The sequence below is a fragment of the Methylobacterium segetis genome (assembly GCF_004348265.1).
In the GTDB taxonomy this organism is placed as follows: domain Bacteria; phylum Pseudomonadota; class Alphaproteobacteria; order Rhizobiales; family Beijerinckiaceae; genus Methylobacterium; species Methylobacterium segetis.
The window spans coordinates 17,800-40,650 of record NZ_SMNT01000038.1 but is presented as its reverse complement, the minus strand read 5'-3'; the positions used below and the strand labels follow the sequence as shown (position 1 = coordinate 40,650).

Annotated in this window: 18 protein-coding genes and 1 pseudogene; 9 read left to right on the top strand and 10 right to left on the bottom strand. The window is 71.7% G+C overall.

Annotated features, from left to right (window positions below):
- Window positions 1-24: 24 nt before the first annotated feature.
- The 3 genes from E1J50_RS11850 (at window position 25) to E1J50_RS11840 (ending at window position 2,765) form a co-directional block, all read left to right on the top strand.
- Window positions 25-1,380: a polysaccharide biosynthesis/export family protein gene (locus tag E1J50_RS11850; RefSeq protein ID WP_132253789.1), complete on the top strand. Its 1,356-nt coding sequence runs from the start codon at window positions 25-27 to the stop codon at window positions 1,378-1,380.
- A complete protein-coding gene (locus E1J50_RS11845; RefSeq protein WP_132253787.1) occupies window positions 1,377-2,363 on the top strand; it encodes a glycosyl hydrolase family 18 protein in 987 nt (328 codons plus the stop codon). The genes E1J50_RS11850 and E1J50_RS11845 overlap by 4 nt, the downstream gene beginning before the upstream one ends.
- Before the next feature lie 117 nt (window positions 2,364-2,480).
- On the top strand, window positions 2,481-2,765 hold the full coding sequence (locus E1J50_RS11840) for a DUF6894 family protein (RefSeq protein WP_132253785.1): 285 nt from the start codon (window positions 2,481-2,483) through the stop codon (window positions 2,763-2,765).
- Window positions 2,766-3,039: 274 nt separating this feature from the next.
- Here E1J50_RS11840 and E1J50_RS11835 read toward each other — a convergent pair.
- A pseudogene (locus E1J50_RS11835) lies at window positions 3,040-3,387 on the bottom strand (DNA polymerase); the annotation flags it as partial.
- 249 nt (window positions 3,388-3,636) lie between these two features.
- On the opposite strand from E1J50_RS11835, the gene E1J50_RS11830 reads away from it, so the two are divergent.
- Window positions 3,637-5,730, top strand: a complete 2,094-nt coding sequence (locus tag E1J50_RS11830; protein ID WP_132253781.1) for a methyl-accepting chemotaxis protein — start codon at window positions 3,637-3,639, stop codon at window positions 5,728-5,730.
- Window positions 5,731-5,838: 108 nt separating this feature from the next.
- Here the strand turns inward: E1J50_RS11830 and polA are convergent, their stop codons facing one another.
- Both polA and E1J50_RS11820 read right to left on the bottom strand, forming a co-directional pair.
- Complete coding sequence (polA, locus tag E1J50_RS11825) at window positions 5,839-8,949, bottom strand: DNA polymerase I (RefSeq protein ID WP_132253779.1); 3,111 nt, start codon at window positions 8,947-8,949, stop codon at window positions 5,839-5,841.
- A 71-nt stretch (window positions 8,950-9,020) separates the two neighbouring features.
- Complete coding sequence (locus E1J50_RS11820) at window positions 9,021-10,181, bottom strand: YihY/virulence factor BrkB family protein (protein ID WP_132253777.1); 1,161 nt, start codon at window positions 10,179-10,181, stop codon at window positions 9,021-9,023.
- 376 nt (window positions 10,182-10,557) lie between these two features.
- Between E1J50_RS11820 and E1J50_RS11815 the strand changes: the two genes are divergently transcribed.
- Window positions 10,558-12,381, top strand: a complete 1,824-nt coding sequence (locus E1J50_RS11815) for a monovalent cation:proton antiporter-2 (CPA2) family protein (protein WP_132253775.1) — start codon at window positions 10,558-10,560, stop codon at window positions 12,379-12,381.
- Between the two features lie 19 nt (window positions 12,382-12,400).
- Here the strand turns inward: E1J50_RS11815 and E1J50_RS28055 are convergent, their stop codons facing one another.
- The 6 genes from E1J50_RS28055 to E1J50_RS11780 all read right to left on the bottom strand — a co-directional run bounded on the left by E1J50_RS28055 (window position 12,401) and on the right by E1J50_RS11780 (window position 17,341).
- Window positions 12,401-12,946: a DUF2283 domain-containing protein gene (locus E1J50_RS28055; protein ID WP_245516540.1), complete on the bottom strand. Its 546-nt coding sequence runs from the start codon at window positions 12,944-12,946 to the stop codon at window positions 12,401-12,403.
- Window positions 12,936-13,232: a nucleotidyltransferase family protein gene (locus tag E1J50_RS11800; protein ID WP_132253773.1), complete on the bottom strand. Its 297-nt coding sequence runs from the start codon at window positions 13,230-13,232 to the stop codon at window positions 12,936-12,938. Before E1J50_RS11800 ends, E1J50_RS28055 begins: the two co-directional genes overlap by 11 nt.
- A 48-nt stretch (window positions 13,233-13,280) precedes the next feature.
- The gene (locus E1J50_RS11795; protein WP_245516543.1) at window positions 13,281-14,729 is read right to left on the bottom strand and encodes a UdgX family uracil-DNA binding protein; all 1,449 of its coding nucleotides are present in this window, start codon (window positions 14,727-14,729) and stop codon (window positions 13,281-13,283) included.
- 97 nt (window positions 14,730-14,826) lie between these two features.
- Entirely contained in the window at window positions 14,827-16,038 is a 1,212-nt protein-coding gene (locus tag E1J50_RS11790) for a putative DNA modification/repair radical SAM protein (protein WP_132253769.1), read from the bottom strand.
- A 208-nt stretch (window positions 16,039-16,246) separates the two neighbouring features.
- Window positions 16,247-16,678, bottom strand: a complete 432-nt coding sequence (locus tag E1J50_RS11785) for an OsmC family protein (protein ID WP_132253767.1) — start codon at window positions 16,676-16,678, stop codon at window positions 16,247-16,249.
- A gap of 108 nt (window positions 16,679-16,786) precedes the next feature.
- Complete coding sequence (locus E1J50_RS11780; RefSeq protein ID WP_132253765.1) at window positions 16,787-17,341, bottom strand: RecX family transcriptional regulator; 555 nt, start codon at window positions 17,339-17,341, stop codon at window positions 16,787-16,789.
- Between the two features lie 152 nt (window positions 17,342-17,493).
- Between E1J50_RS11780 and E1J50_RS11775 the strand changes: the two genes are divergently transcribed.
- The 3 genes from E1J50_RS11775 (at window position 17,494) to E1J50_RS11765 (ending at window position 21,059) form a co-directional block, all read left to right on the top strand.
- The gene (locus tag E1J50_RS11775; RefSeq protein WP_207919191.1) at window positions 17,494-18,900 is read left to right on the top strand and encodes a TAXI family TRAP transporter solute-binding subunit; all 1,407 of its coding nucleotides are present in this window, start codon (window positions 17,494-17,496) and stop codon (window positions 18,898-18,900) included.
- A 250-nt stretch (window positions 18,901-19,150) separates the two neighbouring features.
- The gene (locus tag E1J50_RS11770) at window positions 19,151-19,564 is read left to right on the top strand and encodes a response regulator (RefSeq protein WP_165937841.1); all 414 of its coding nucleotides are present in this window, start codon (window positions 19,151-19,153) and stop codon (window positions 19,562-19,564) included.
- A gap of 94 nt (window positions 19,565-19,658) precedes the next feature.
- Entirely contained in the window at window positions 19,659-21,059 is a 1,401-nt protein-coding gene (locus tag E1J50_RS11765) for a sensor histidine kinase (protein WP_132253758.1), read from the top strand.
- A 25-nt stretch (window positions 21,060-21,084) separates the two neighbouring features.
- On the opposite strand, the gene E1J50_RS11760 is transcribed toward E1J50_RS11765, so the two are convergent.
- Window positions 21,085-21,804: a DJ-1/PfpI family protein gene (locus E1J50_RS11760; RefSeq protein ID WP_132253756.1), complete on the bottom strand. Its 720-nt coding sequence runs from the start codon at window positions 21,802-21,804 to the stop codon at window positions 21,085-21,087.
- Between the two features lie 56 nt (window positions 21,805-21,860).
- Between E1J50_RS11760 and E1J50_RS11755 the strand changes: the two genes are divergently transcribed.
- Window positions 21,861-22,850, top strand: coding sequence for a GlxA family transcriptional regulator (locus tag E1J50_RS11755; RefSeq protein WP_132253753.1), 990 nt, complete (start codon window positions 21,861-21,863; stop codon window positions 22,848-22,850).
- Window position 22,851 lies beyond the last annotated feature (1 nt).

Here is a 22,851-nt window from a genome sequence, read left to right as displayed (position 1 = left end):
ACCAGTGCAGAAGGGAGTGGAGCAATGACGGAGAGAAACCTGCCCCTGGAGGTGCCCGCGAAGCGGGTTCTGCGGATGGCTCTGTGCACCGCGGTCCTGGGCCTCGCCTCGACGGTCAGGGCCGAGGATCTCGCGGAAGCCCAGGTTCTGGCCCAACCACCGAAGGTCGAGCGGCTGACCAGCGTGGAGATCAATCGCCCCGCCGCTTACGCCATCGGCGACAAGCTCAAGATCACCGTCTTCGAGCATCTGCAGCCCGAGGCGCGGGACGGCGAGGAGCGGCGGGACATCGTCGCCTCGGCGATCGAGCGGCCCGAACTGTCGGGTGAGTACATCGTCCAGGAAGACGGCAACATCTACGTGCCCCTGGTGGGCTCTGTCGCGGTCGCCGGCACGTCGTTCCAGGATCTCGATCACGCGCTGTCGAGCGCGCTCAGCGGCAAGCTCAACGGCTCGGTGCGGGTCGGGATCCAGCTCGCGGAACGGGAACCGGTCTACGTTCTGGGGCCGGTCGCCAAGCCCGGCCCCTACAAATACATTCCGGGCATGAGCGTGCTGCACGCGCTGGCGCTCGCCGGCGCGGTCGAGACGGCGCCGCAGGACCAGTGGCGCCTCCTCGACACGGCGCGGGAGAAGGAGCGCCTGCTCAAGTCGAGCGAGCGGCTGACCCGATCCCTCGCGCGGGCCGCGGTCCTCGTGGCTGAGCGCGACGGGTCGAAGCCCGCGACGAAGCGCCTGTTCGAACTCGTCGGCCCCCCTTCCGCCAAGTCACGCCTGACCGAGGCCGACACCTTCCGTCAGGTGGAACGGTCGAAGCGCAAGAAGCAGGAGGCCGCTATCGAGGCCGCCATCCAATCGTATGTGGCGGAGCTGACGATCCAGCGGAACAAGCTGGCGCAGGTCGAATCGAACATCGGCGATCGCAACCTGCGCGTGGATCACCTCAGCAAGCTTCGTGAGCGGGGGGCCACGACGGACGCGACCTTCTACACGAGCCTCACCGAACTCGGCGACGCCAAGGAGCGGTTCCAGGACGCCAAGGCCGTGATCGCCCAGACCGAGCACCGCATCTCCGATCTCCTGCACGACCGGCTCCGGATCACGGTCGAGGGCGAGGTCGACCGCGAGCGCGAGATCCGGGAGCTGCAGAGCATCATCGACGAGGAGGAGCTGACGCGGGCCGCCGTCAGCACCGCGCTCGCCCAGCTTCCGGGCATCCTGGAGAGCCAGGCCGCGAGCCGGAAGGAGATGACGCTCACGATCCTGCACCGGACGCAGTGGGGCATGAAGCGGCGCCCGGCGCAGGAGGACTCGGTTCTGGAGCCCGGCGACGTGCTGCAGATCACGCCCGCCCAGGCCGCGCGAGTCGCCTCGCAATGAGGCTCCTGGCCGTCAGCGCCCTCTTGGCCGCCCTGGTGATGACCGCCGGGGCGGCGGCCGCAGCACCCACGGGGCGGCCGGTCCATCTCGGCGCCTACTACGCCAGCTGGGCTGCGGAGGCGGGATCGGCCTCAGGTCTCGACGACCGGCTGGCCGGGGTCCCGGCCGGCGTGACCGAGGTTTTCCTCGCGTTCATGCGCCCGGATGCGACCTATTCCGGCAACCTCGATCTCACCGGCACCGGGCTGCAGGTGCCCTATCCGGGGCCGGTCCTGAAGGCGTCGATCGAGGCGCTGCGGGCACGAAGCCCCGGTATCCGGATCCTGGTCTCGGTCGGCGGCGAGGAATACGCGAACTGGCGCGGCTTCGATGCGCGCACGATCCGCCGCGTCGTCGAGGATTTCGGGCTCGACGGTGTCGATCTCGACTTCGAGCCGGCCGATCCCAAGTGCCGGCAGCGCTCGGGCCAGATGTCGTGCGACAGCGATACGCTGCTCCTCGATGTCGTCGAGGCCGCCCGCGCCGCCCTGCCGCGCCCGATCGCGCTGTGGCTCACGGCGACGAACACGGGCGCCTACGGGGAGGGCGCCTGGAGCGAGGCGCGCCCGATCGGGGGCCCGACCTATGGGGCGTTCCTGCCGCTCCTGCGCGACCCGGGCCGGCGGGCGCTCCTCGACGGCCTCAGCATCATGGCCTACGACGCCGGGCCGACCTACCGGCCGCTCGACGCCTACGCGGCCTACCGGAGCCGCTTCGAGGGCCCGATCCTGATCGGGTTCACGTCGCCGCCGGAAGCCTGGGGGGGCCACGTCTACACCGTGCCGAAGGCCGTCGAGACCGTCCGGTCCGCCATGCGGAAGGGCGCGAACGGGGCGATGGTCTGGGCGATCGGCAAGGAGGCGCCGTCCGATCCGGGCCCGGAGCGGCCGGGCCCCGACGACCTCATCACAGCCCTCATCCAGGCCGTCGCGATGAAGGACTAGGTCGGGGATCGAGCCTGCCCGGAGGCGCGGAACGGGTCCTGCGCCTCAGTCTCGCCTGCGAGGCAGCCCACCGGGCCATCGGCTAGGACGACGGACTGGGCCGAGGAGGTGCCGCAGATGGTCGAGCGCTTCTATTTCGATCTGGTGAGCGGGGAGACGGTGATCCTCGACAACAGGGGCATCGAGGCGGCGAGCCTCGAGATGGCGGTCGCCGCCGCGGAAGAGGCGCTCCACGAGCTTCGCGACACCGGCGAGGTCGGGGATTTCGACGGCGCCTGGACCCTGCTGATCCGGGATACCTGCGGGACGCTGATCCGGCGCATCGAGATCATGGCCTATCTCGCCGCGAGCTATCTTGGCGGGATCTGCGCCGGGTGGCTCCTGCTGCTGGGCGACATCTGACCGTAGGGGGACAGGGCGGGCCGCGAGACGGCGGTGGCATGGGCCTGTGGACCGCTCGGCCGCAAACGTCGTCTGCGGGCGCAGCAAGGTCATTGTCGAACCTCGCCGACCAACCGCGCAGGAATGAGGCTCGGGAGCATGCCAAAGTCGCTGCTGGTCTCAGCCGAACCAACGGCTTAGCCGAATGTCGACTCTCGGACGGCATTCCGATGACGGCTCCCCACCCGAACCAGGCACCTCAGCACGACATCACGGTCCCGGAACACCTCGCTCGCTCCACCTCGTCCTCCGGGGCCTCGAAGACGAGCGCATCGTGCGCCGGCAGGAGCAGGCGCACGGTGAGCTTCTCGGCCGCGAGCGCGCCCTCCATCCGCGTCATGGCGCGGCGGAGGATGTCGGCCGCATTGCCCTGAATCGGGGCGTTGATCGCCTGACGCTCGACGCTTCGCCTCTCCTGCCGGTCGTTCGGGCGGTTTCTGCGGATCAGAGGCCGATCTCGTCCCGCGCCGGCCTGTCGCGTCGGAGGATCCTGCCAGGACCAGGGCCTCAGCGGCCACGCATCGGCCACGCCCTTCGGCGTCGGGCGGGACGCTCCGCGGAATCGAGGCTGAGCGCCCGACATCGCGCGAGCGGCGACGCCCGGGACGCTGGATGAACGCGCTCGGCGCAAGCAACCCAAAGGTGCCGCCCGAGCCGAAAGGCCCGGTTTATTGCGACCATAAGTAGATGTACCGACGATCTGGGCATCATCGTCTGCAAGATCGGCCCACTCATCCAGATATGACACCGCGTTTCACCCTTCTTTAACGAGGATCATCTATCCATCACCCTGAACACGATCACAGCAAGATCAGGGGCGGACCGCGCCGTCATGCGTCACACTCGCTCGATCAAGGTCGCCCTGCTCGCCCCGATCGCGGGCCTCTCGGGCCTGCTGCTCTTCGCCGAGAGCCGCTCCTCGCTGGAAGCTTGGCGCGAGGCGCGCGCGGCGCAGACGATTCAGGCGTTCGACGGCGGGGCGACCAAGTTCGCGGCCGGCCTCTTCGAGGTGCTCATGGAGCGTCTCGCCACCAACAACGGGCTGCAGGCGGCCGGCCCGGCGGGCCCCGAGGTGCTGAACGAGATCAAGCGGCGGCGCCTGGCGGTGGAGCAGAATTTCGACGTGGGGCTCGCCGCCCTCGAGCAGTTCGATTTCCCCGACAAGGCGCAGCTGGTCGGCAACCTCAAGGCGGCGCTCCAGGCGGCGAACGCGGCGCGCCGCCAGGCGGATGCCGCGCTCGGCGTGCCGCGGGAGCAGCGCGACGAGACCCTGCGCAAGACCTTCGTCCCCAGCATCACGGCCTCGGTCAATGCCGCCCTGAAGGTCTGGTTCGCCGCCCTCCACGACGCCGCCGCGGGCGATCCCACCCTGGCACGCCTCGCGACGATCAAGGAACTCGGCTGGCGCATGCGCGACGTCGCGGGCCTCGAACGCTCGAACATCGCCTCCGCCATCACGTCCGGCGCCCCCCTCCCCCCGGAGCGCGTCGCGGAGAACGCCTCCATCCGCGCCCGGGTCGACCTGCTCTGGCAACAGCTCGAGAACCTGACGGCGGATGCGCAGACCCACCCGGCCATCCGGCAGGCGCTGACCGGCGCCAAGGACGCCTATTTCGGAGGGTTCCGGACGCTCGCCGACCAGATGCGGGCGGCCGGCGGCGAGGCCGGCTCGTACCCGATCCAGACGGCGCAATGGGTCGAGACCACGACCCCGCAGCTCGGCACGCTCCTGCAGGTGATGTTCGCGGCGAGCCGCGCCAGCGAGGTGCGGGCGGAGAGCCTTCGCCAGGACGCCCTCTGGACGCTCGTCTCGCAGCTCGGCGTCCTGCTCCTCGCGCTGGCCGCCGCGGCCGGTGCCGCGCTCGTCGCGCTGCGTGGGGTCGTCACGCCGCTCTCGCGCCTGACCGCGACGATCCACGCGCTCTCGGCCGGCGACACGGCCGTCGCGATCCCGGGTACGGAGCGGCGGGACGAGATCGGCGCGATCGCCAAGGCCCTGACGCTGTTCCGCGACGCCCTCGTCGAGCGGGCGCACCAAGCCGCGCTCACCGCGTCGCAGGCCGGCACGTCGGCGCTGCGGGCCCGGACGATGGCCGAGCTCGTCGGACGCTTCGAGAGCGAGGTCGGCGGCCTGGTGCAGGGTCTGGCGCGGTCCGCGTCCGAACTGGAGACGACCGCGACGATGATGACGGCCACGGCCGAGCGCACGAACCGGCACTCGGACCATGTCGCCGTGGCGGCCGAGGAGACGGCCGCAAACGTCCAGACGGTGGCGGCCGCCGCGGAGGAGCTCGCGGTCTCCGCGAGCGCGATCGGCGCGCAGATCGCGCAATCCTCGGCCATCGCCGGCAAGGCGCTCGAGGATGCGCAGCGCACCAACGAGACAGTGCAGACGCTGGTCCACGGAGCCCAGAAGATCGGCGACGTCGCGGCCCTCATCAGCGGCATCGCGGGCCAGACGAACCTGCTCGCGCTCAACGCGACGATCGAGGCGGCCCGCGCCGGCGAGGCGGGGCGCGGCTTCGCGGTGGTCGCCGCCGAGGTGAAGGACCTCGCCACCCAGACCGCGCGGGCGACCGAGGAGATCACGGGCCAGATCACCCAGATCCAGACCGCGACGAGCCACACGGCGGACGCGATCCGCGGGATCGGCCAGACGATCGAGGAGGTCTACCGGATCGCGGGCACGGTCGCGGCCGCGGCCGCGGAGCAGCAGGCGGCGACCCAGGAGATCGCGCGAACGGTCGCGAAGGCGGCGCAGGGCGCCGACGCGGTGTCGCGCACGATCGTCACCGTGCGCGAGGCGGCGACGCAGACCGGATCGGCGGCCGGTCAGGTCCTCGACGCGGCGGGCGCGCTGGCCGGGCGGTCGACCGTTCTCGACCGGGAGGTCGGAACGTTCCTCGCCGGCATCCAGGCCGCCTAGGGCCGCGACGGCCGGACGGTCCGGCCGTCCCGATTCCCGACCGCAGCGCGCCTGCGGGCTACACGCCACCTTCCGAACGCGGGCCCCGCCGGAGCGCGGCCCCTTCCCTCAATGCGCCTCTTCCCAGTTCCCGGCGGCCCGCGCCTCCACCGCCAGCGGCACCCGCAGCGTGATGCCGGGGTGCGGGGCCTCTTCCATCACCCGTGAGATCACGGGCAGCGCCCGCTCCACCTCGTCCTCCGGCGCCTCGAAGACGAGCTCGTCGTGCACCTGCAGGAGCATGCGCACATTGAGCTTCTCGGCCGCCAGCGCGCCTTCCATCCGCGTCATGGCGCGGCGGATGATGTCGGCCGCCGTGCCCTGGATCGGGGCGTTGATCGCCTGGCGCTCGACGCTCGCCCGCTCCTGCGGGTTGTTCGAGCGGATCTGCGGGTAGTGGCAGACGCGGCCGAACAGGGTCGTGACGTAGCCCTTGTCCCGGCAGAAGCGCTTGGTGTCGTCGATATAGGCGCGGATGCCGGGGAAGCGCTCGAAATACTGCTTGATGAAGGCCGAGGCCTCCTGCTGCGGGATGCCGAGCCGGTCGGCGAGGCCGAAGGCCGAGATGCCGTAGATGATGCCGAAATTGATGGTCTTGGCCCGGCGCCGCAGGTCCGGCGTCATCTCGGCGAGCGGCACGCCGAACATCGCGGAGGCGGTGGCCGCGTGGATGTCGATGCCGTCCGCGAAGGCTTGGCGCAATTGCGGGATGTCGGCGATGTGGGCCAGGAGCCGCAACTCGATCTGGCTGTAATCGGCCGAGATCAGCTTGTTGCCCTCGGCCGCCACGAAGGCGCGGCGGATGCGGCGGCCCTCTTCTGTCCGGATCGGGATGTTCTGCAGGTTCGGGTCGGAGGAGGAGAGCCGGCCCGTGGTGGTGGCGGCGAGCGAGAACGAGGTGTGGACCCGGTCGGTCCGCCGGTCGGCGTGCTCCTGCAGCGAATCCGTGTAGGTCGATTTCAGCTTCGAGAGCTGGCGGTATTCGAGGATTTTCTTCGGCAGCTCGTGGCCTGCCTGCGCGAGCTCCTCCAACAGCGTCGCGGGCGTGGCCCACTGGCCGGACGGTGTCTTCTTGGCGCCGGGCAGGCCCATCTTGCCGAACAGGATGTCGCCGATCTGCTTGGGCGAGGAGACCGAGAATTTCTCGCCTGCGTCCTCCTGGATCTCCTCCTCGAGCCGCGCCAGGATCTGGGCGAAGTCGCCCGACAACCGGCTCAGCATGTTGCGGTCGACCCGGATGCCCTGGCGCTCCATGCGGGCGACGACGGGGAGCAGCGGGCGCTCCAGCGTCTCGTAGACGGCGACGCGGCGCTCGGCGACGAGGCGGGGCTTCATCATCCGCCAGAGCCGCAGCGTCACGTCCGCGTCCTCGGCGGCGTAGGCGGTGGCCTTGTCCAGCGGCACCTTGTCGAAGGTGACCTTGGCCCGGCCCGTGCCCGCCACGTCCGAGAAGGTGATGGGCTGGTGGCCGAGATGGCGGCGGGCGAGCTCGTCCATGCCGTGGCCGCCCTTGCCGGCATCGAGCACGTAGGAGATCAGCATCGTGTCGTCGAAGGGCGCGACCTCGATGCCGTAGCGGGACAGGACCAGCCAATCGTATTTCAGGTTCTGGCCGACCTTGAGCACGCCCGGGTTCTCGAGGAGCGGCTTCAGGCGCTCCAGCGCCGCGTCGAGGGCGATCTGCTCGGGGAGCAGGCCGTCGCCGCCGGCCGCCGCGCCGTCGCCGAAGAGATCGCCGGCCTTGGCGTCCTTGCGGTGGGCGAGCGGGATGTAGGCGGCGCGCCCCGGCGCGGTGGCGAGCGAGACGCCGACGAGGCCCGCGCGGTTGGCGTCGAGGTCGTCGGTCTCGGTGTCGACCGCGAGGACGCCCGCCTCCTCCGCCTCGGCGATCCAGGCGTCGAGCTGCTCCAGCGACAGGATCGTCTCGTAGGACGCCGTGTCGAAGGGCTTCACGGCCTCCGCGGCGCGGGACGCGACGAGGTTCGAGGGGCCGGGCTCGGCCGCCGCGCGGGGCTTCGGCGCGGCATCCGGCAGGCCGAGATCGGCGAAGGGGTCGACCTCGGGGGGGCCTGCCCCCTCCGGCCGGTCGAGGCCGCCGGCCGCGGCCTCGGGGTCGGGCGGCACGTCGCCGAAGAAGGGCAGCGCGTCGCTGCCGCCATTCGCGTTGGCGTAGGCGTGAGGGGCGCCGCCGGGCAGGAGGCTCGGGTCCGGCTTCACCGCCTCGGGGTCGACGTGGAGCATCTGGGCGATGCGCCGCGTCAGGGTGTTGAACTCCATCGCCTTGAGGAAGCCGACGAGCCTCTCGGGGTCGGGCTTGGGCAGCCGCAGATCGTCGAGGGGGACGGGGACCGGCACGTCCTCCATCAGCGCCACGAGCTGTCGCGAGAGGCGGGCCTGATCGACGTTGGCGAGCAGCGTCTCCCGGCGCTTCGGCTGCTTGATCTCGCCCGCGCGCTCCAGCAGCGCCTCCAGGCTGCCGAATTCCTTGATCAGCGCGGCGGCCGTCTTGAGGCCGATGCCCGGCACGCCCGGCACGTTGTCCGAGGTGTCGCCGATCAGCGCCAGCGCGTCGCCGATCTGGCCCGGCTGCAGCCCCTCCCACTTGGCGATGATGGCCTCGACGTCGAGGTTGCGCTCGGGCCGGTAGCCCGGCTTGCCCTTGGCGCCCGATTCGAAATCGTAGAACCGCACCAGCGGCCCCACGAGCTGCATCAGGTCCTTGTCGGAGGAGACGATGATGACGCCGGCGCCCCGCGCCTCCGCCTGCCGGGAATAGGTGGCGATGAGGTCGTCCGCCTCGTAGCGCTCCAGCTCGACCGCGTGCAGGCCGAAGGCGCGCACGGCCTCGCGCATCAGCGGCATCTGGCGCTTGAGGTCGTCCGGCGCGTCGGGGCGGTGGCCCTTGTAGTCGGGGAACATCTCCTTGCGGAACGAGCCCTCCGACTTGTCGAAGACGATGCCGAGATGGGTCGGGCAGACGCCCGCCGCCCCCTCCTGCACGAACTGGGCGATCTTGGCGCAGAACAGCCGCACGGCCCCGGTCGGCAGCCCGTCCGAGGGCCGGAAATTGTAGCGCTCCGGCTGATTTATCGACTGGAAATAGGCGCGGAAGATGAAGGAGGAGCCGTCGACCAGGAGAACCTGATCGCCGGGGCCGACGGGGGGGCTGGTGTCGGTCATGGTCTCTGCGGGCGGACGGACAAGGAGGCGGCCTCCTGTCTAAAGGGCCGCCCGCCCGAAGGCTACGCCGCTCAGGTCGCGGCCCCCACCGTATCGGCCATCCGCGCCTGCCGCGTGCCGAGGGGCTGGGGCCGGCCGACCGTGGTGTCCTTGGCGGTCTGGTGCTCCATCTCGGCGTTGATCTCGGCCCCGACCAGCACGATGATCGTCGAGATCCAGATCCAGGTCATGAAGCCGATCGCGGCGCCGAGAGACCCGTAGGTCTCGTTGTACTTGCCGAAATTCGACACGTAGTACGAGAAGCCGACCGAGGCGACGAGCCAGAGCACGGCGGCAATCGCCGAGCCCCAGGTGACCCAGCGCCAGCGCGGCGCGTCGCGGCTCGGGCCGTAGCGGTAGAGCAGCGCGAGGCCGAGCAGGACGCCGAAGAGCAGCACGGGCCAGCGCAGGAGCGCGAGGTACCACGCGTCGGAGGAGAGCCCGATCGTGTTGAACACGACCGGCAGCACCACGATGCCGACGAGGGCGAAGACGATGAACAGCAGCGCCCCCGCCGTGAAGGTCAGCGAGCGCAGGTTGAGCCAGAGGAAATTGCGCTTCTCCCGCTCCTCGTAGACGATGTTGAGCGCGTCGAAGACCGCCTTCATGCCGCCGTTGGCGCTCCAGATCGAGAGCAGGAGGCCGGTGAAGAAGGTGAGGCCGAGCGTGGTGTCGCCCTTCTCGGCGATGCGCTTCACCTGCTCGCCGACGATGTCGAGGGCGCCTTGCGGCATCACGCCCTGCAGGCTCGCGAGGTGCTGGTTGATGGTCGAGACATCGGCCACCAGCCCGTAGCAGGAGACGAGGGCGGCGACCGCCGGGAAGATCGCCAGCAGCACGTAGAAGGTGACGCCCGCCGCGACCGAGACGAGGCGGTTCTCGCTGATGTCGTGGAAGACCCGCAGGCCGATATCCTTCCAGCCGCTCGCCGGGATCTCGGAGGGCGTGGTGGCGTCCCGGCCGCGACTCGTCTCGGTCGCGGCGACGCGGTGCGCGTCCTGGCCCTCATGGGAATCGGACGGCTCGCGCGGCGCCTCCGCCGGGCCGTTTCCCGCCGCCCGTGCGAGGGGCGCGCGGCGGCGCGGCAGGGCGACGAGGCCGAGCAGCGCGGTCGCGAGCGCCACCGTCCACACGGTCGAGTTCCGGCGCTCGAGGTTGTCGGTGCCCGTCACCGCGTCGTTTCGCGTAACCATCGTCTGCCCGTCCTCGATCTGACGCGTGATCCAGCGCAACAACGGACATCCTGCGGCGCGGTTTCACGCAATCGTGTTCGGCATCCACAGCGAGACCTTGGCCGCAGGCCGGTGAAATCTGGTCGCGTCATCCGCCAGCGGCCGCGAGATCGTTCGCCGACCGGCCGAAACGAGACCGCTCCGGGGCGTTGTCCCGTCGAGACCCCATTCCGGGATGCGACGGGCTTGTCCGACGTCGGATGTCCGTGCGGTTCGGCACGTCGAGTGCCCTGCGGCACGGATTTCGGCGCCAAGCTCGGCTAGGACGTGCCATCCCCGCTCAGCCGCAGCGTCCCGGGCTCCCCGCCCGGCGATCGCCACAGGAGACCCAACGCCCGTGCCGCACGCGACCGAGCTGATCGCCATCATCGCCCTAGGCCTCGTGCTCGCCTTCGTCTGCGGAATGGTCGCGCAGCGCCTCAAGCTGCCCCCGCTCGTGGGCTACCTGCTGGCGGGCGTCCTCGTCGGCCCCTACACGCCGGGCTTCGTCGGCAACAGCGAGCTCGCGGGCCAGCTCGCCGAGATCGGCGTGATCCTCCTCATGTTCGGCGTCGGGCTGCACTTCTCGATCAAGGACCTCATGGCGGTGCGCAGCATCGCGCTGCCGGGCGCCGTGGTGCAGATCGCGGTGGCGACCGCGATGGGCGGCGGCCTCGCCCTGGCCTGGGGCTGGAGCCTCGGGGCCGGCCTCGTCTTCGGCCTCGCCCTGTCGGTGGCGAGCACCGTGGTGCTTCTGCGCGCGCTCGAGGAGCGCGCCCTCCTCGACAGCGACAAGGGCCGGATCGCGGTGGGCTGGCTCATCGTCGAGGATCTGGCGATGGTGCTGGCCCTCGTGCTCCTGCCCGCCCTGGCGCCCTCCCTCGGCGGCAGCGAGGGCGGCGGCCATCACGGCGGGGGCGGCAATCTCTGGCTCACCCTCGGTCTGACGCTCGCCAAGGTCGCAATCTTCGCGAGCCTGATGCTGATCGGCGGGCGCCGCTTCGTGCCCTGGCTCCTCGACCAGGCGGCCCGGACGGGCTCGCGGGAGCTCTTCACCCTGGCCGTGCTGGCGCTCGCGCTCGGCATCGCCTTCGGCTCGGCGGAACTGTTCGGCGTCTCCTTCGCGCTGGGCGCCTTCTTCGCCGGGATGGTGCTCGCCGAATCCGACCTCAGCCATCAGGCGGCGGCCGATTCGCTGCCCCTGCAGGACGCCTTCGCGGTCCTGTTCTTCGTCTCGGTCGGCATGCTGTTCGACCCCGGCATCCTGATCCGGGAGCCGCTCTCGGTGCTCGCCGTCCTCGGCGTCATCCTCCTCGGCAAGTCGCTCGCGGCGGTGGCGATCGTGCTGGCCTTCCGGCACCCGGTCGGCACGGCGCTGACCATCGCGGCGAGCCTCGCGCAGATCGGCGAGTTCTCCTTCATCCTCGTCAGCCTCGGCCTGTCGCTGAAGCTCCTGCCGACGGAAGGGCGCGACCTCATCCTCGGCGGCGCGCTCCTCTCGATCACCCTGAACCCGCTCTTCTTCGCCCTCGTCGCGCGGATCGAGCGCCGGCTCGCCGACCGGCCGGAGCTGGCCGCCCGGTTCGAGCGCAGGGGCGCGGGCGAGGTCGCCATGGCGGTCGAGACGGCGCCGCGGCGCGGCCACGCGGTGGTGATCGGCTACGGGCGCGTCGGCAGCAGCATCGGCAAGGCGCTCCAGACCTGGGATTTGCCCTACGTGGTGGTGGACCGCGACCGGCGCCGGGTGCTCGAACTGCGCGAGCAGGGGATCGACGCCGTGTTCGGCGACGCCACCGCGCCCGGCATCCTGGAGGCCGCCGACATCGGCAGCGCGCATCTCCTCGTGCTCGCGACGCCGGAATCGCACAATACCCGCCGGCTGGTGGAGATCGCGCGGGGCGCCAACCCGCGCATCGACACGCTGATCCGCACCCACAGCGACGCCGAGCGGCGCCGCCTGGAGGAGCAGAAGGTCGGCCTCGTCCTGATGGGCGAGCGCGAACTCGCCCTCGGCATGACGCTCTACGCCCTGCGCAGCCTCGGCGTGAAGGAGGGCGAAGCCCGCCTCTTCGTGGATTCGAGCCGCCAGCAGAGCCGGGCCGAGCCGGAGGCCGAGATCGAGGCCGGCCCGGTGGCGCCGGAACTGCGCCCGCACAAGGAGGCGGACGCGGCGGAGGCGTGAGGGGCGCCCTGCGGCCCGCTCAGGCGGCGGCGAGCGCGGCCAGATCCGCCCCGGCGGCGATGTGCTCGGACGCATCGAGGATCTCGATGCCGACGAGCCGACCCTGCGCGTCGTAATCGAGGACGATTCCGGCCCGCACCTCCTCGCTCTCGACGATGCGATCGTCCGCGAGGCGAAGATAGAGGGCGTCAGCCTCGGGGTCGTAGCGTGTCTTCACGTCTGATCCTCCTCCGGCCAATTCGGTTCGGCAGACCGCGATGATTTCCGTCATGCACTCCTCGGCCGTTCCCCGGACGAGCGATGCGGATACGTTGTCGTACCGGTGGCGATAGACGTTCCCCGCATCGGCGATCTGACGCCAGGGGATCTGCGGATGTCGCCCGCGAACGTCCGGACCGACACGACGGCTCGTCTCGGAGATGATCTCCAGGCACCGCACGACGGCGTACAGGGTACGACGGTCCGTCTCGAAGGTGGCGAAGGACAGGTCCTTCGTAAATTCGAGGGCGGCCTCCGCGTTCTCGAGGATGCCGAGAAGCGCGCGGCGCTCGCGCTCAGAAGGCATCGATCAGGTCGCGCAGGGCGTCCGGCCGGACATGGTCCTTCAGGCACGCCCTGTTCGCGACATCGACCGGCCTCGGGAACAGGTCTTCGATGAACTGCACCACGCCGACATAGTCGTAGACGTCACGGACGGTGCTCTCGTCGATCTCGATCAGCACATCGACGTCGCTGTCGGGACCGAATTCGCCGCGCGCGGTCGAGCCGAACAGCCCGGCATGCCGAATGCCGAGGCGGCGCAATTCCCCCTCGTGGGATCGCAGGATGTCGATGGCGGCGGCACGGTCCATGGTCGGGAGCCTAGCCGGATCGTCGCGCTCCGCAACAGCCGGGCGCCCTCACCCCGCCAGTTCCCGCCCCAGCGCCTCGACCCGACGCAGGTCGCCGACGAAGGTCTCGTAGGCCTCCTGCTTCGCCTCGTCCGGCAGGCGCAGCAGGTAGGAGGGGTGGACCGTGATGAAGCCCTGGAAGCGGTTGTCGAGGCGCTCGAAGCGGAAGGGGCCGCGCGCCCGGGTGATCGGGATCGCCTTGCCGGTCAGCGCCAGGACCGCGGTCGCGCCCAGCGCCACGACAAGCTTGGGGGCGACGAAGTCGAGTTCGCGGTCGAGCCACCAGCGATAGTGGCTGACCTCGCCCGCCGTCGGCTTCTGGTGGATGCGACGCTTGCCGCGCTCCTCGAACTTGAAGTGCTTGACCGCATTCGTGAGATAGCAGGCCGACCGGTCGATCCCCGCCTCCGCCATTGCCCGGGAGAGGAGTTGGCCCGCCGGGCCGACGAAGGGGCGGCCCTGGCGGTCCTCCTGGTCGCCCGGCTGCTCGCCGACGAAGGCGATCGCCGCGCCGACCGGCCCTTCCCCCAGCACGGCCTGCGTCGCGCCCGGCACCAGCGGCTCCGAGCGGCGGATGATACCGTTCAGCGCGTCGAGCGAGGCGGGATCCTGATCCGCCATCGCGGCGAGCGCGCGGGCGGGCTGGCGCTTCGTGGGCATCTGCGGCTCCCTCTCGATCATCGCGGCGGTGCGGGACGAGGCCTGGCGGATCAGCGCCGGGATCGCGGCGGTCTCGGGCATGTTGTGCCAGTATTTCTTCGGCATCTCCGCCCGCATGGCGCGCAGGTTCGTGCGGGCCGGGTTGAACGTGCTCTCGTAGTAATCCCGCCAGCCCGCCTCGAACCCGTCGCCCGGCGGCACGTCCTCGCGCCGGCCCGGCGGGCCGAAGCGGAGCGCCTCCCCGTCCCACCGGGCCGAGCCCTCCGGCGTGAGGATCGTCCAGGCGAGCGAGCGGAACCGGTCCACGAAGAAGGGCGCGGCGGCCTCCAGGATGTGGTGCTCCGGCTCGAACCAGGCGACGAAGCGCTCGGTTCCGGCCTCCGGCACCCGCCGGAAGCGCAGGAAGGCGTGCATCTTGTGAAGGTCGCGCTGGATCGCCTTGCGCATCCCGTTGAGCCGGTGAACCAGGGGATCGCTGGCGATCTCGAGGAGATCGCGCTCGCCCGCGCGGATGCGCCAGATCAGGGCGTAGAGCAGCGCGTAGCGCTCGGGGTCGCGGTGGGGCACCACCATCGGCACGAGCGCGGCGGCCGCCCGCGGCAGCGCGACCGGCGCGTCCGAGGCCGCGGGCGCCTCCGCCCCGAACAGGCAGGCCGAGTCCGCCGCGGCGGACCAGACCACGCGCTCCGGCGGCACGCCCTCGGCGACGAGCGCGCGCACGGCCGCGCGAAAGCCCTCGAGGTCGGCGCCGGGGCGCAACGAGACGGCGCGGGTGACCTCTCGTTCCGAGAGGGACAGGGTGAGGGGAGCGAGTTCTCCGGATGCACCGGTGTCCCTCACCCCTGCCCTCTCCCGGACGGGAGAGGGGTTCCGGCGCGGTTCCTGGCCCCGCATCTCAGAACAGGCTCAGCTGCGCCGCCGGCTCGGCGAGGCGCGCGCGCAGGTCGAGGCGGTCGGTCAGCGCGGTCGGGCGGTAATCGGCCGCGATCAGGAAGGGCCGCGCCCGCTTGAGCCCCGAGGTGAGGCGGGCGACGTCGTCGAGGCGCAGGCTCGTGTGGCGGCGGGCCTTGAGGATCTTGTCCACCGCGCGCGCCCCGAGGCCGGGGACCCGCAGCAACATCTCCCGGTCGGCCCGGTTCACGTCGACGGGGAAGCGATGGCGGTTCTTCAGCGCCCAGGCGAGCTTCGGGTCGACGTCGAGGGCGAACATGCCATCCTCGGTCGCGTCGGCCACGTCGTCGGGGCTGAATTCGTAGTACCGGATCAGCCAGTCCGCCTGGTAGAGCCGGTGCTCGCGCTGGAGCGGGGGGGCCTTGAGCGGCAGGATGGTCGAGCCGTCGGGGATCGGGCTGAAGGCCGAGTAATAGACCCGCTTCAGGCCGAACGTGCCGTAGAGATGCGCGCTCTTGCGGATCAGGGCCTCGTCGGAGGTCGCGTCCGCGCCCACGATCACCTGCGTCGACTGGCCGGCCGGCGAGAAGCGGCGGCGCTCGGCCTTGGCCTCCGCGATGCGGCTGCCGATCTGCTCCATCGCCCCCTGGATCGAGGCGCCGTCCTTCTCCGGGGCGAGGCGCTCCAGGCTCGCCTCGGTCGGCAGTTCGAGGTTGATCGAGAGGCGGTCGGCGTAGAGGCCCGCCTCCTCGATCAGCCAGGGGCTCGCCTCGGGAATCGACTTCAGGTGGATGTAGCCGCGGAAGCCGTGCTCGCGGCGGAGCGTCTTCGCGACGCGGGTCAGGAGTTCCATCGTGTGGTCGGGCGACTTAATGATGCCCGAGGAGAGGAACAAGCCTTCGATGTAGTTGCGCTTGTAGAACTCGACCGTGAGCGTCACGACCTCGTCGACCGTGAACTTCGCCCGCCTCACGTTGGACGAGCGGCGGTTGACGCAATAGGCGCAGTCGAACAGGCAGTAATTCGTCAGCAGGATCTTCAGGAGCGAGATGCAGCGCCCGTCCGGCGTGTAGGCGTGGCAGATGCCGGCGCCCGTCGTCGAGCCGAGCCCGTCCTTGCCCGCGACCCGCTTCGGCGCTCCCGACGAGGCGCAGGAGGCATCGTACTTCGCGGCATCGGCCAGGATGCGCAGCTTCTTGGCAAGCGTCTCGTCCATGGGGACAAGATGCCGCTCGTTCGCGGTTTGTTCAAGGAGCGGGGCGGCACCGTCCCGCGCCGTGGCGCCGCACCCCGCCACACGCGGGCCCCCTCTCCCGTTCGGGAGAGGGTTGGGGTGAGGGGTGCGACATCCCCGGACGGACCTGACCCCCTCACCCGGCCGGCTGGCGCAGACGCGACCTCTCGAAGGAGAGAGGCGGGGTGCCTCAGCCCTGCTTCAGCGTGGCGTTCAGCGTGATCTCGGCGTTGAGCACCTTCGAGATCGGGCAGCCCGTCTCGGCGGCGTGGGCGAGCTCCTCGAACTTCGCCTGGTCGATGCCGGGGATCGTGGCGGTGAGCGTGAGGGCGGACTTCGTCACCTTGAAGCCGGCGCCGTCCTTCTCCAGCGTCACGACCGATTCCGTCGTCATCTCGGTGGCGGCGAGGCCCGCCTCCTGGAGCTGGAAGGCGAGCGCCATCGTGAAGCAGCCCGCATGGGCGGCCGCGATCAGCTCCTCGGGGTTGGTGCCGGGCTTGTCCTCGAAGCGGGTGTTGAAGCCGTAGGGCTGGTCCGAGAGCACGCCCGACCCGGTCGTGATGCGGCCCTTCCCCTCCTTGCCATTGCCCTGCCAGACGGCGTGCGCCTTGCGATTGATCATCGGGATGTCCTGTCGTGGCGGGCGCCCCGCGCGGGATGCGCGGGCATGGCCCGGATGCCATCCCGAGGTGGAGCGGCCTCGCGCGAAATCCAGCGGCGCGGGGTGGGCTCAGCCGAACCCGCCCGCGCCCTCGTCATCCCTGCCGGCCTCGCCCTCCGCGTCCACGGTGCGGCGGGCGAGATCGTAGGGGAAGCCCGCCCGGGCGAGCGCGGCGAGGTCCCGGTCGCGGTTGGCGGCCCGCGCATCCGGCCGGCGGAAGGGTCCGAGGCGGCGGCGCTTGGCGTAGGCCAGGGCGGCGGCCTCCTCGGCCAGGGCGGGCTCGCCCTCGGGCGCCGCCTCGCGCTCGGCCTCCATCGCCGCCTCGATCGTGTCGCGGGGGACGCCCTTGGCCGCGAGCTTGGCGGCCGCGCCCCGCGCCGAGGCGCCGCGGCGGCGGAGCGTGGCGAGCCGGGCCGCGGTGAAGCGGGCATCGTCCACGAGGCCCGCGCGGACGGCCCGCGCCACGGTCTCCTCCACGAGGGGAGCGAAGGCGCCGGCCTCCTCGCCGCGGGCGCGGGTCCGCTTCTCGACCCGCCGCCGCAGGGTCCGCCGCAGCATCTCGGTCGAGGCGCTGTAGCGCTCGAGATAGTGGAGGGCCGCCCGCTCGAGCCAGGCCGCCGTCACGGGCGGCGCGGGCCTTGCTTCACGATTTCGCGGCGGCGCAACGTTTGGCGGAGTCACCGGTTCTTCACCTTTCGGACAGGATTACGATTCATGACTGGGTCATGGAAAGCACGAAACGCAGAGGGAAGCGGCCCGCGCTGCCCGCGCTCCTCGTGAGACGCGAGTGGCTCCTCGTCCTGCTCGCCCTCGGGCTCGCCGCCACCGCGGCGGCCGTCGTCTACCTGTCGCGCCCCACCACCCTCACCGTCGCCGTCGGCCCCCGCGACGGCGCCGAGGCCGCCCTGATGGAGGCCTACGCCAACGCGCTGGCCCGCGGCCGCGAGGACGTGCGCCTCAAGATCATCCCCTACGACGACGTGCGCGACAGCGCCGCCGCGCTCCAGGGGGGCCGCGCCGACCTCGCCGTGGTGCGGCCCGACGTCCACATGCCCGAGAACGGGCTGACCCTCGCGATCCTGCACGACGAGGCCCTCGTCATCGCCGCCCCCGAGGCCAGCGAGATCGACAGCTTCCCCGATCTCGCCCGCAAGCGCCTCGGCATCGTGGTGCGCCACAACGCCGACCTGCCCTTCCTGACGAACCTGCTCGCCTTCTACGACCTCGCCACCGCGAGCGTCGAGAATGCCGAGCCCGAGCTGAACCCGGGCCGGGTCGCCCTCGTGCAGCTGAAGCCCTCCGAGGTCACCGCGGCCATCGCCGAGAAGCGGGTCGACGCGGTCGCCGTCATCGCCAACCCGGCCTCGAAGGTCGCGGGCCAGACGGTACGGGCGGTCGAGCTCGGCACGCCCGACCGCAAGATCGACCTCGTCTCGGTGCCGGACGGCGAGGCGATCCTGACGCGCTTCCCCGAATTGCAGGCGGTCACGATCCCCGCCGGCACCTTCGGCGGCCGGCCGAAGCGCCCGGACGAAGAGGTGAAGACGGTGGGCGCCTCCTACCGGCTGATGGCGCGCGGCGCGGTCAGCCGCGTCGCCGTGGCCTCGGCCACCCAGCACCTGTTCGAGTGGCGCTCGAAACTCGCGGCCTCGGCGCCGATCGCCAAGCTGATGAAGGCGCCCGACTTCGACACGACGGTCGCGGCGACCTCCGCCCGGCTTCCGAACCACCCGGGCGCGGTCGACTATTTCGAGCGCGAGCAGCAGACCTTCCTCGACCGCTACGAGGACTACATCTACCTGTTCGCCTTCTTCGGCGGCACGATCGGCTCCGGGATCGCGTGGCTCGGCCAGCGGCTCGCCCGCAAGCGCCGGGAGCGCATCGACGTGGTGCTCGACCGGCTCCTCGACATCCTGCGGGAGGTGCGGGCCGCGACGGGCGCGGCGGAGCTCGACGCCATCGCGATCGAGACGGACGAGCTCGTGGCCGACGTGGTGCGCTATGCCCGCGAGCGCACGATCGACAACCGGACGGTGAGCGCGCTCATCCTCGCCGTCGACGCGGTCCACGCCGCGATCGGCGACGCCCGCCGCCAGCTCGGCACGGCCGAGGCCGAGACGCGCTCCGGCGCCCGGGCGCGCACGGCGCGGCTGCTCTCGCTGAACATGCCGGCGGCGGAGTAGGCCGCCCCGGCTCTCGCCTCCGGGAGAGGTCGAGTCCCTGTCGGCGGGCGACGTGAGCTTGTGCGGCCTCTCCGGAAGACCCTGCAGCCCTCGCCCCTCCCGAACGGGAGAGGGGGCGCCGCGCCCCGCATTTGCTCCGCTTCCCGATCCTGATACAGGAGGCCGGTCCCGACCGCGGAATCCCATGCATGACCGAGACCCGCCCGCCCTGGACGCCAGGGAATCCGGCGTGAACCCCGTCCACATCATCATGGTGGAGGACGACGAGGGGCATGCCCGCCTGATCGAGCGCAACATCCGCCGCGCCGGCGTCAACAACGAGATCACGGGCTTCCGCGACGGCACCTCGGCGCTCGCCTACCTCCTCGGGCCGGACGGCTCGGGGCGGGTCCAGGCCGGGCGCTCCCTGCTGATCCTGCTCGACCTCAACCTGCCGGACATGACCGGGATCGACATCCTGGCCAAGGTGAAGGGCAACGAGCACCTGCGCCGCTCGCCCGTCGTGGTGCTGACCACCACCGACGACCAGCGCGAGATCCAGCGCTGCTACGATCTGGGCTGCAATGTCTACGTGACGAAGCCCGTGAACTATGAAGGTTTCGCCAACGCGATCCGCCAGCTCGGACTGTTCTTCTCGGTCATGCAGGTGCCCGAGACTCCCTGATCCGCGTTGCCCTTTTGCGGCTTCAATGGCGTGCGATGAATCGGCGTCGCGCTTGCCCGGCCGTCCGGTCTGCCGATGGAGTTCGTGACCCGCGGTGGCCCTGCGCATCCTCTACATCGACGACGATTCGGGCCTCGTCCGCCTCGTGGCGCGGGCGCTGCGGTCGCGCGACATCGTCGTCGAGCATGCGGCCGACGGCGCCGCCGGGCTCGCCCGCGTCGCGGAGGGCGGCATCGACGCCATCGCCCTCGACCATCACCTGCCCGGCGAGACCGGCCTCGACATCCTGGCGCGCATCCGGGCCCTGCCGAGCCCGCCGCCGGTGATCTACGTCACCGGCTCGGACGACCTGCGGATCGCCGTCTCCGCCCTCAAGGCCGGCGCCGCCGACTACGTGCTGAAGGACGTGGCCGGCCATTTCCGGGAGCTTCTGGCGGAGGCGATCGAGGCCGCGCTCGCCCAGGAACGGCTGCGCCGGGAGAAGGCGAAGGCCGAGGAGCGCCTCGCCGCGAGCCAGGAGCGCCTGAGCCTCGCCCTCGGAGCCGCCGGCATGATCGGCACCTGGGACTGGGACCTCGTCGACGACCTCGTCTACGCCGACGGGAACTTCGCCCGCATCTACACGGTCGATCCCGAGCGCGCGGCCCGCGGCGCGCCGCTCTCCGAGTACATCCGCAATTTCCACCCCGCCGACATGCCCGCCTTCCAGGCGGCCCTCGACCGGACCTTCGCGCAGGGCGACGAGTTCTCCTGCGAGTACCGCATCCTCCAGCCGGACGGCAGCGTCCGCTGGATCCTCGCCCGCGGGCGCCTCGTGCCGGATGCCGACGGGAAGCCCGCCCGCTTCGCCGGCGCCTCGGTCGACATCACCGAGCGCAAGCTCGCCGAGGAGCGCCAGCGCCTGCTGATGCAGGAACTCGCCCACCGGGTGAAGAATACCCTGACCCTGGTCCAGGCCATCTGCCTGCAGACCCTGCGCGGGGACGCCACCCTGCCGGAGGCCCGGGAGGCCGTCACGGCGCGGCTCCTCGCGCTCGCCCAGGCGCACGACCTCCTGCTCCAGGGCAGCTGGACCGAGGCGAGCCTGCGCACCCTCGTGGAGGGCACGGCGCGCCTGCACGGGCACGGCGACGCCGAGCGCTTCCGGATCTCGGGGCCGGACATGACGCTCGGGCCGAAATCCGCCCTCTCGGTCGCCCTCGTCCTGCACGAGCTCGGCACCAATGCCGCGAAGTACGGCGCCCTCTCGACGCCGGAGGGGCACGTCGCGGTGACCTGGGGGCAGGAGGCGGATTCCGGCGAGCCACGCCTGAATTTCCGCTGGCAGGAGGTCGGCGGGCCGCCCGTGAAGACGCCGAGCCGGCGCGGCTTCGGCTCCCGCCTGATCGAGCGCAGCCTCGCCGACGGGATCGGCGCGGAGGTGCATCTCGGCTATCCCGAGACGGGGGTGACGCTCGCCCTCAAGGCGCCGCTCGCGGCGCTGCAGGCGAGCTGAGGGGCCGCCCGGACGATCCGCCGCCTCAGGCCGCCCGCCGCGCCGCCGCGGCGATGCGCGCCTCCGCCTCCGCCCGGTCCGCCTCCATCCACGCCGCGCAGCGGGCGAGGATCTCGGGCGAGGCCGTCTCCGGCCGGCCCGAGGCGAAGGGCGGGGCGGGAGCGTATTCGAGGAGCAGGCCCACCGCCTCGGCGTCGACCGGGTCGGCGAGCTCGGCCGCCAGCGTGAGCGCGAAATCGATCCCGGCCGTGACGCCGCCGCCGGTGACGACGCTCCCGTCCCGCACCACCCGCTCCGCCACGGGAATCGCCCCGAAGGCGGCCAGCGCGTCGTGGAGCGCCCAATGGGTCGTGGCCCGCCGCCCGCGCAGGAGCCCGGCTGCCCCCAGCACCAGCGCGCCCGTGCAGACCGCCGTGACGAAGCGCGCGCCCGCCGCCTGCCGGCGGAGGAAGGCGAGCGTCGCCTCGTCCTCGAGGAGCGCCAGCATGCCGAGGCCGCCGGGCACGCAGACCACGTCGAGGGGCGGGCATTCGGCGAAGGTCGCGGTCGGCATCAGGGGGAGGCCGGTGACGCTCCGGACGGGGCCGTGCTGCGCCGCCACGAGATGGATCCGGGTGCCGGGCAGCGTGGCGAAGATCTCGTAGGGGCCGGTCAGGTCGAGCTGCTGGATTCCGGGAAAGAGCAGGAAGCCGATCTCCAGCGGCGGACGGGTCTCGGGGTTCGGGGAGGGTGTCGCGTCGTTCATGGGGCTCGAGCTCAGGGATGGACGACCGGAGACTAGCGGGCGATGCTGCGGCCGAGATGCCAATCCCCCCTCGCTTTCGGCCAAAGCCCCGGCACAGCGTCGAGGTCCTCGCCTTCGCGGACCTGCAGGTCCTCGACGCGGCGGGGCCGCTGCAGGTCTTCGCCAGCGCCAACGAGCTGACGGGGACGGAGGCCTACGCGACGCGGCTCGTCTCCGAGGGCGCAGGCCCGGTCGCGGCCTCGGCCGGGATCAGCCTCGCGACCGACCCGCTGCCGGACCCGGGGACGCCGCTCGGGACACTGCTGATCCCGGGCGGGACCGGGATCTTCGCGGCCGCCGAGCGGGCCCCGCTGCGGGACTGGGTGGTGCGGCGCGCCGCCTCGGCCGAGCGCGTCGTGTCCGTCTGCACCGGCGCCTTCCTGCTGGCGGAGGCCGGCCTGCTCGACGGGCGCCGGGCGGTGACGCATTGGGGCTGCTGCGCGCGCCTCGCGTCGCGCTACCCCGCGGTGCGGGTCGAGGCCGACCCGATCTTCGTGCGCGACGGCTCCGTCTGGACCTCGGCCGGCGTGACGGCGGGGATCGACCTCGCCCTCGCCCTGGTCGAGGCCGATCTCGGACGCGCCGCGGCCCTGGCGGTGGCCCGCCACCTCGTCGTCTTCCTGAAGCGGCCGGGCGGGCAGGCCCAGTTCTCGGCGGCCCTCGACCTCCAGGCGGCCGACGACCGCTTCGGGCCGCTCCACGCCTTCATGGCCGACAACCTCGCCGCCGACCTGTCGGTGCCCCGGCTCGCGGCGCGGGCCGGGATGAGCCTGCGCAGCTTCGGCCGCCACTACCAGAGCGCCACCGGGCGCAGCCCCGCCGAGGCGGTGGAGGACTTGCGCATCGAGGCGGCGCGCCGGCTCCTCACCGACACCCGCCTGCCGGTCAAGCAGGTCGCGGCCCGCTGCGGCTTCGGCTCGGAGGAGACGCTGCGGCGCGCGTTCCTGCGCCGCCTCGGCGTCAGCCCCCAGGATTACCGCGCCCGGTTCTCCGGCGGGGCGCCCTGAG

Coding starts and splice junctions, on each gene's coding strand:
- E1J50_RS11850 (WP_132253789.1), top strand. CDS start 25: ATGACGGAGAGAAACCTGCCCCTGGAGGTGCCCGCGAAGCGGGTTCTG.
- E1J50_RS11845 (WP_132253787.1), top strand. CDS start 1,377: ATGAGGCTCCTGGCCGTCAGCGCCCTCTTGGCCGCCCTGGTGATGACC.
- E1J50_RS11840 (WP_132253785.1), top strand. CDS start 2,481: ATGGTCGAGCGCTTCTATTTCGATCTGGTGAGCGGGGAGACGGTGATC.
- E1J50_RS11830 (WP_132253781.1), top strand. CDS start 3,637: ATGCGTCACACTCGCTCGATCAAGGTCGCCCTGCTCGCCCCGATCGCG.
- polA (WP_132253779.1), bottom strand. CDS start 8,949: ATGACCGACACCAGCCCCCCCGTCGGCCCCGGCGATCAGGTTCTCCTG.
- E1J50_RS11820 (WP_132253777.1), bottom strand. CDS start 10,181: ATGGTTACGCGAAACGACGCGGTGACGGGCACCGACAACCTCGAGCGC.
- E1J50_RS28055 (WP_245516540.1), bottom strand. CDS start 12,946: ATGCCTTCTGAGCGCGAGCGCCGCGCGCTTCTCGGCATCCTCGAGAAC.
- E1J50_RS11800 (WP_132253773.1), bottom strand. CDS start 13,232: ATGGACCGTGCCGCCGCCATCGACATCCTGCGATCCCACGAGGGGGAA.
- E1J50_RS11790 (WP_132253769.1), bottom strand. CDS start 16,038: ATGGACGAGACGCTTGCCAAGAAGCTGCGCATCCTGGCCGATGCCGCG.
- E1J50_RS11785 (WP_132253767.1), bottom strand. CDS start 16,678: ATGATCAATCGCAAGGCGCACGCCGTCTGGCAGGGCAATGGCAAGGAG.
- E1J50_RS11770 (WP_165937841.1), top strand. CDS start 19,151: ATGGTGGAGGACGACGAGGGGCATGCCCGCCTGATCGAGCGCAACATC.
- E1J50_RS11760 (WP_132253756.1), bottom strand. CDS start 21,804: ATGAACGACGCGACACCCTCCCCGAACCCCGAGACCCGTCCGCCGCTG.
- E1J50_RS11755 (WP_132253753.1), top strand. CDS start 21,861: ATGCCAATCCCCCCTCGCTTTCGGCCAAAGCCCCGGCACAGCGTCGAG.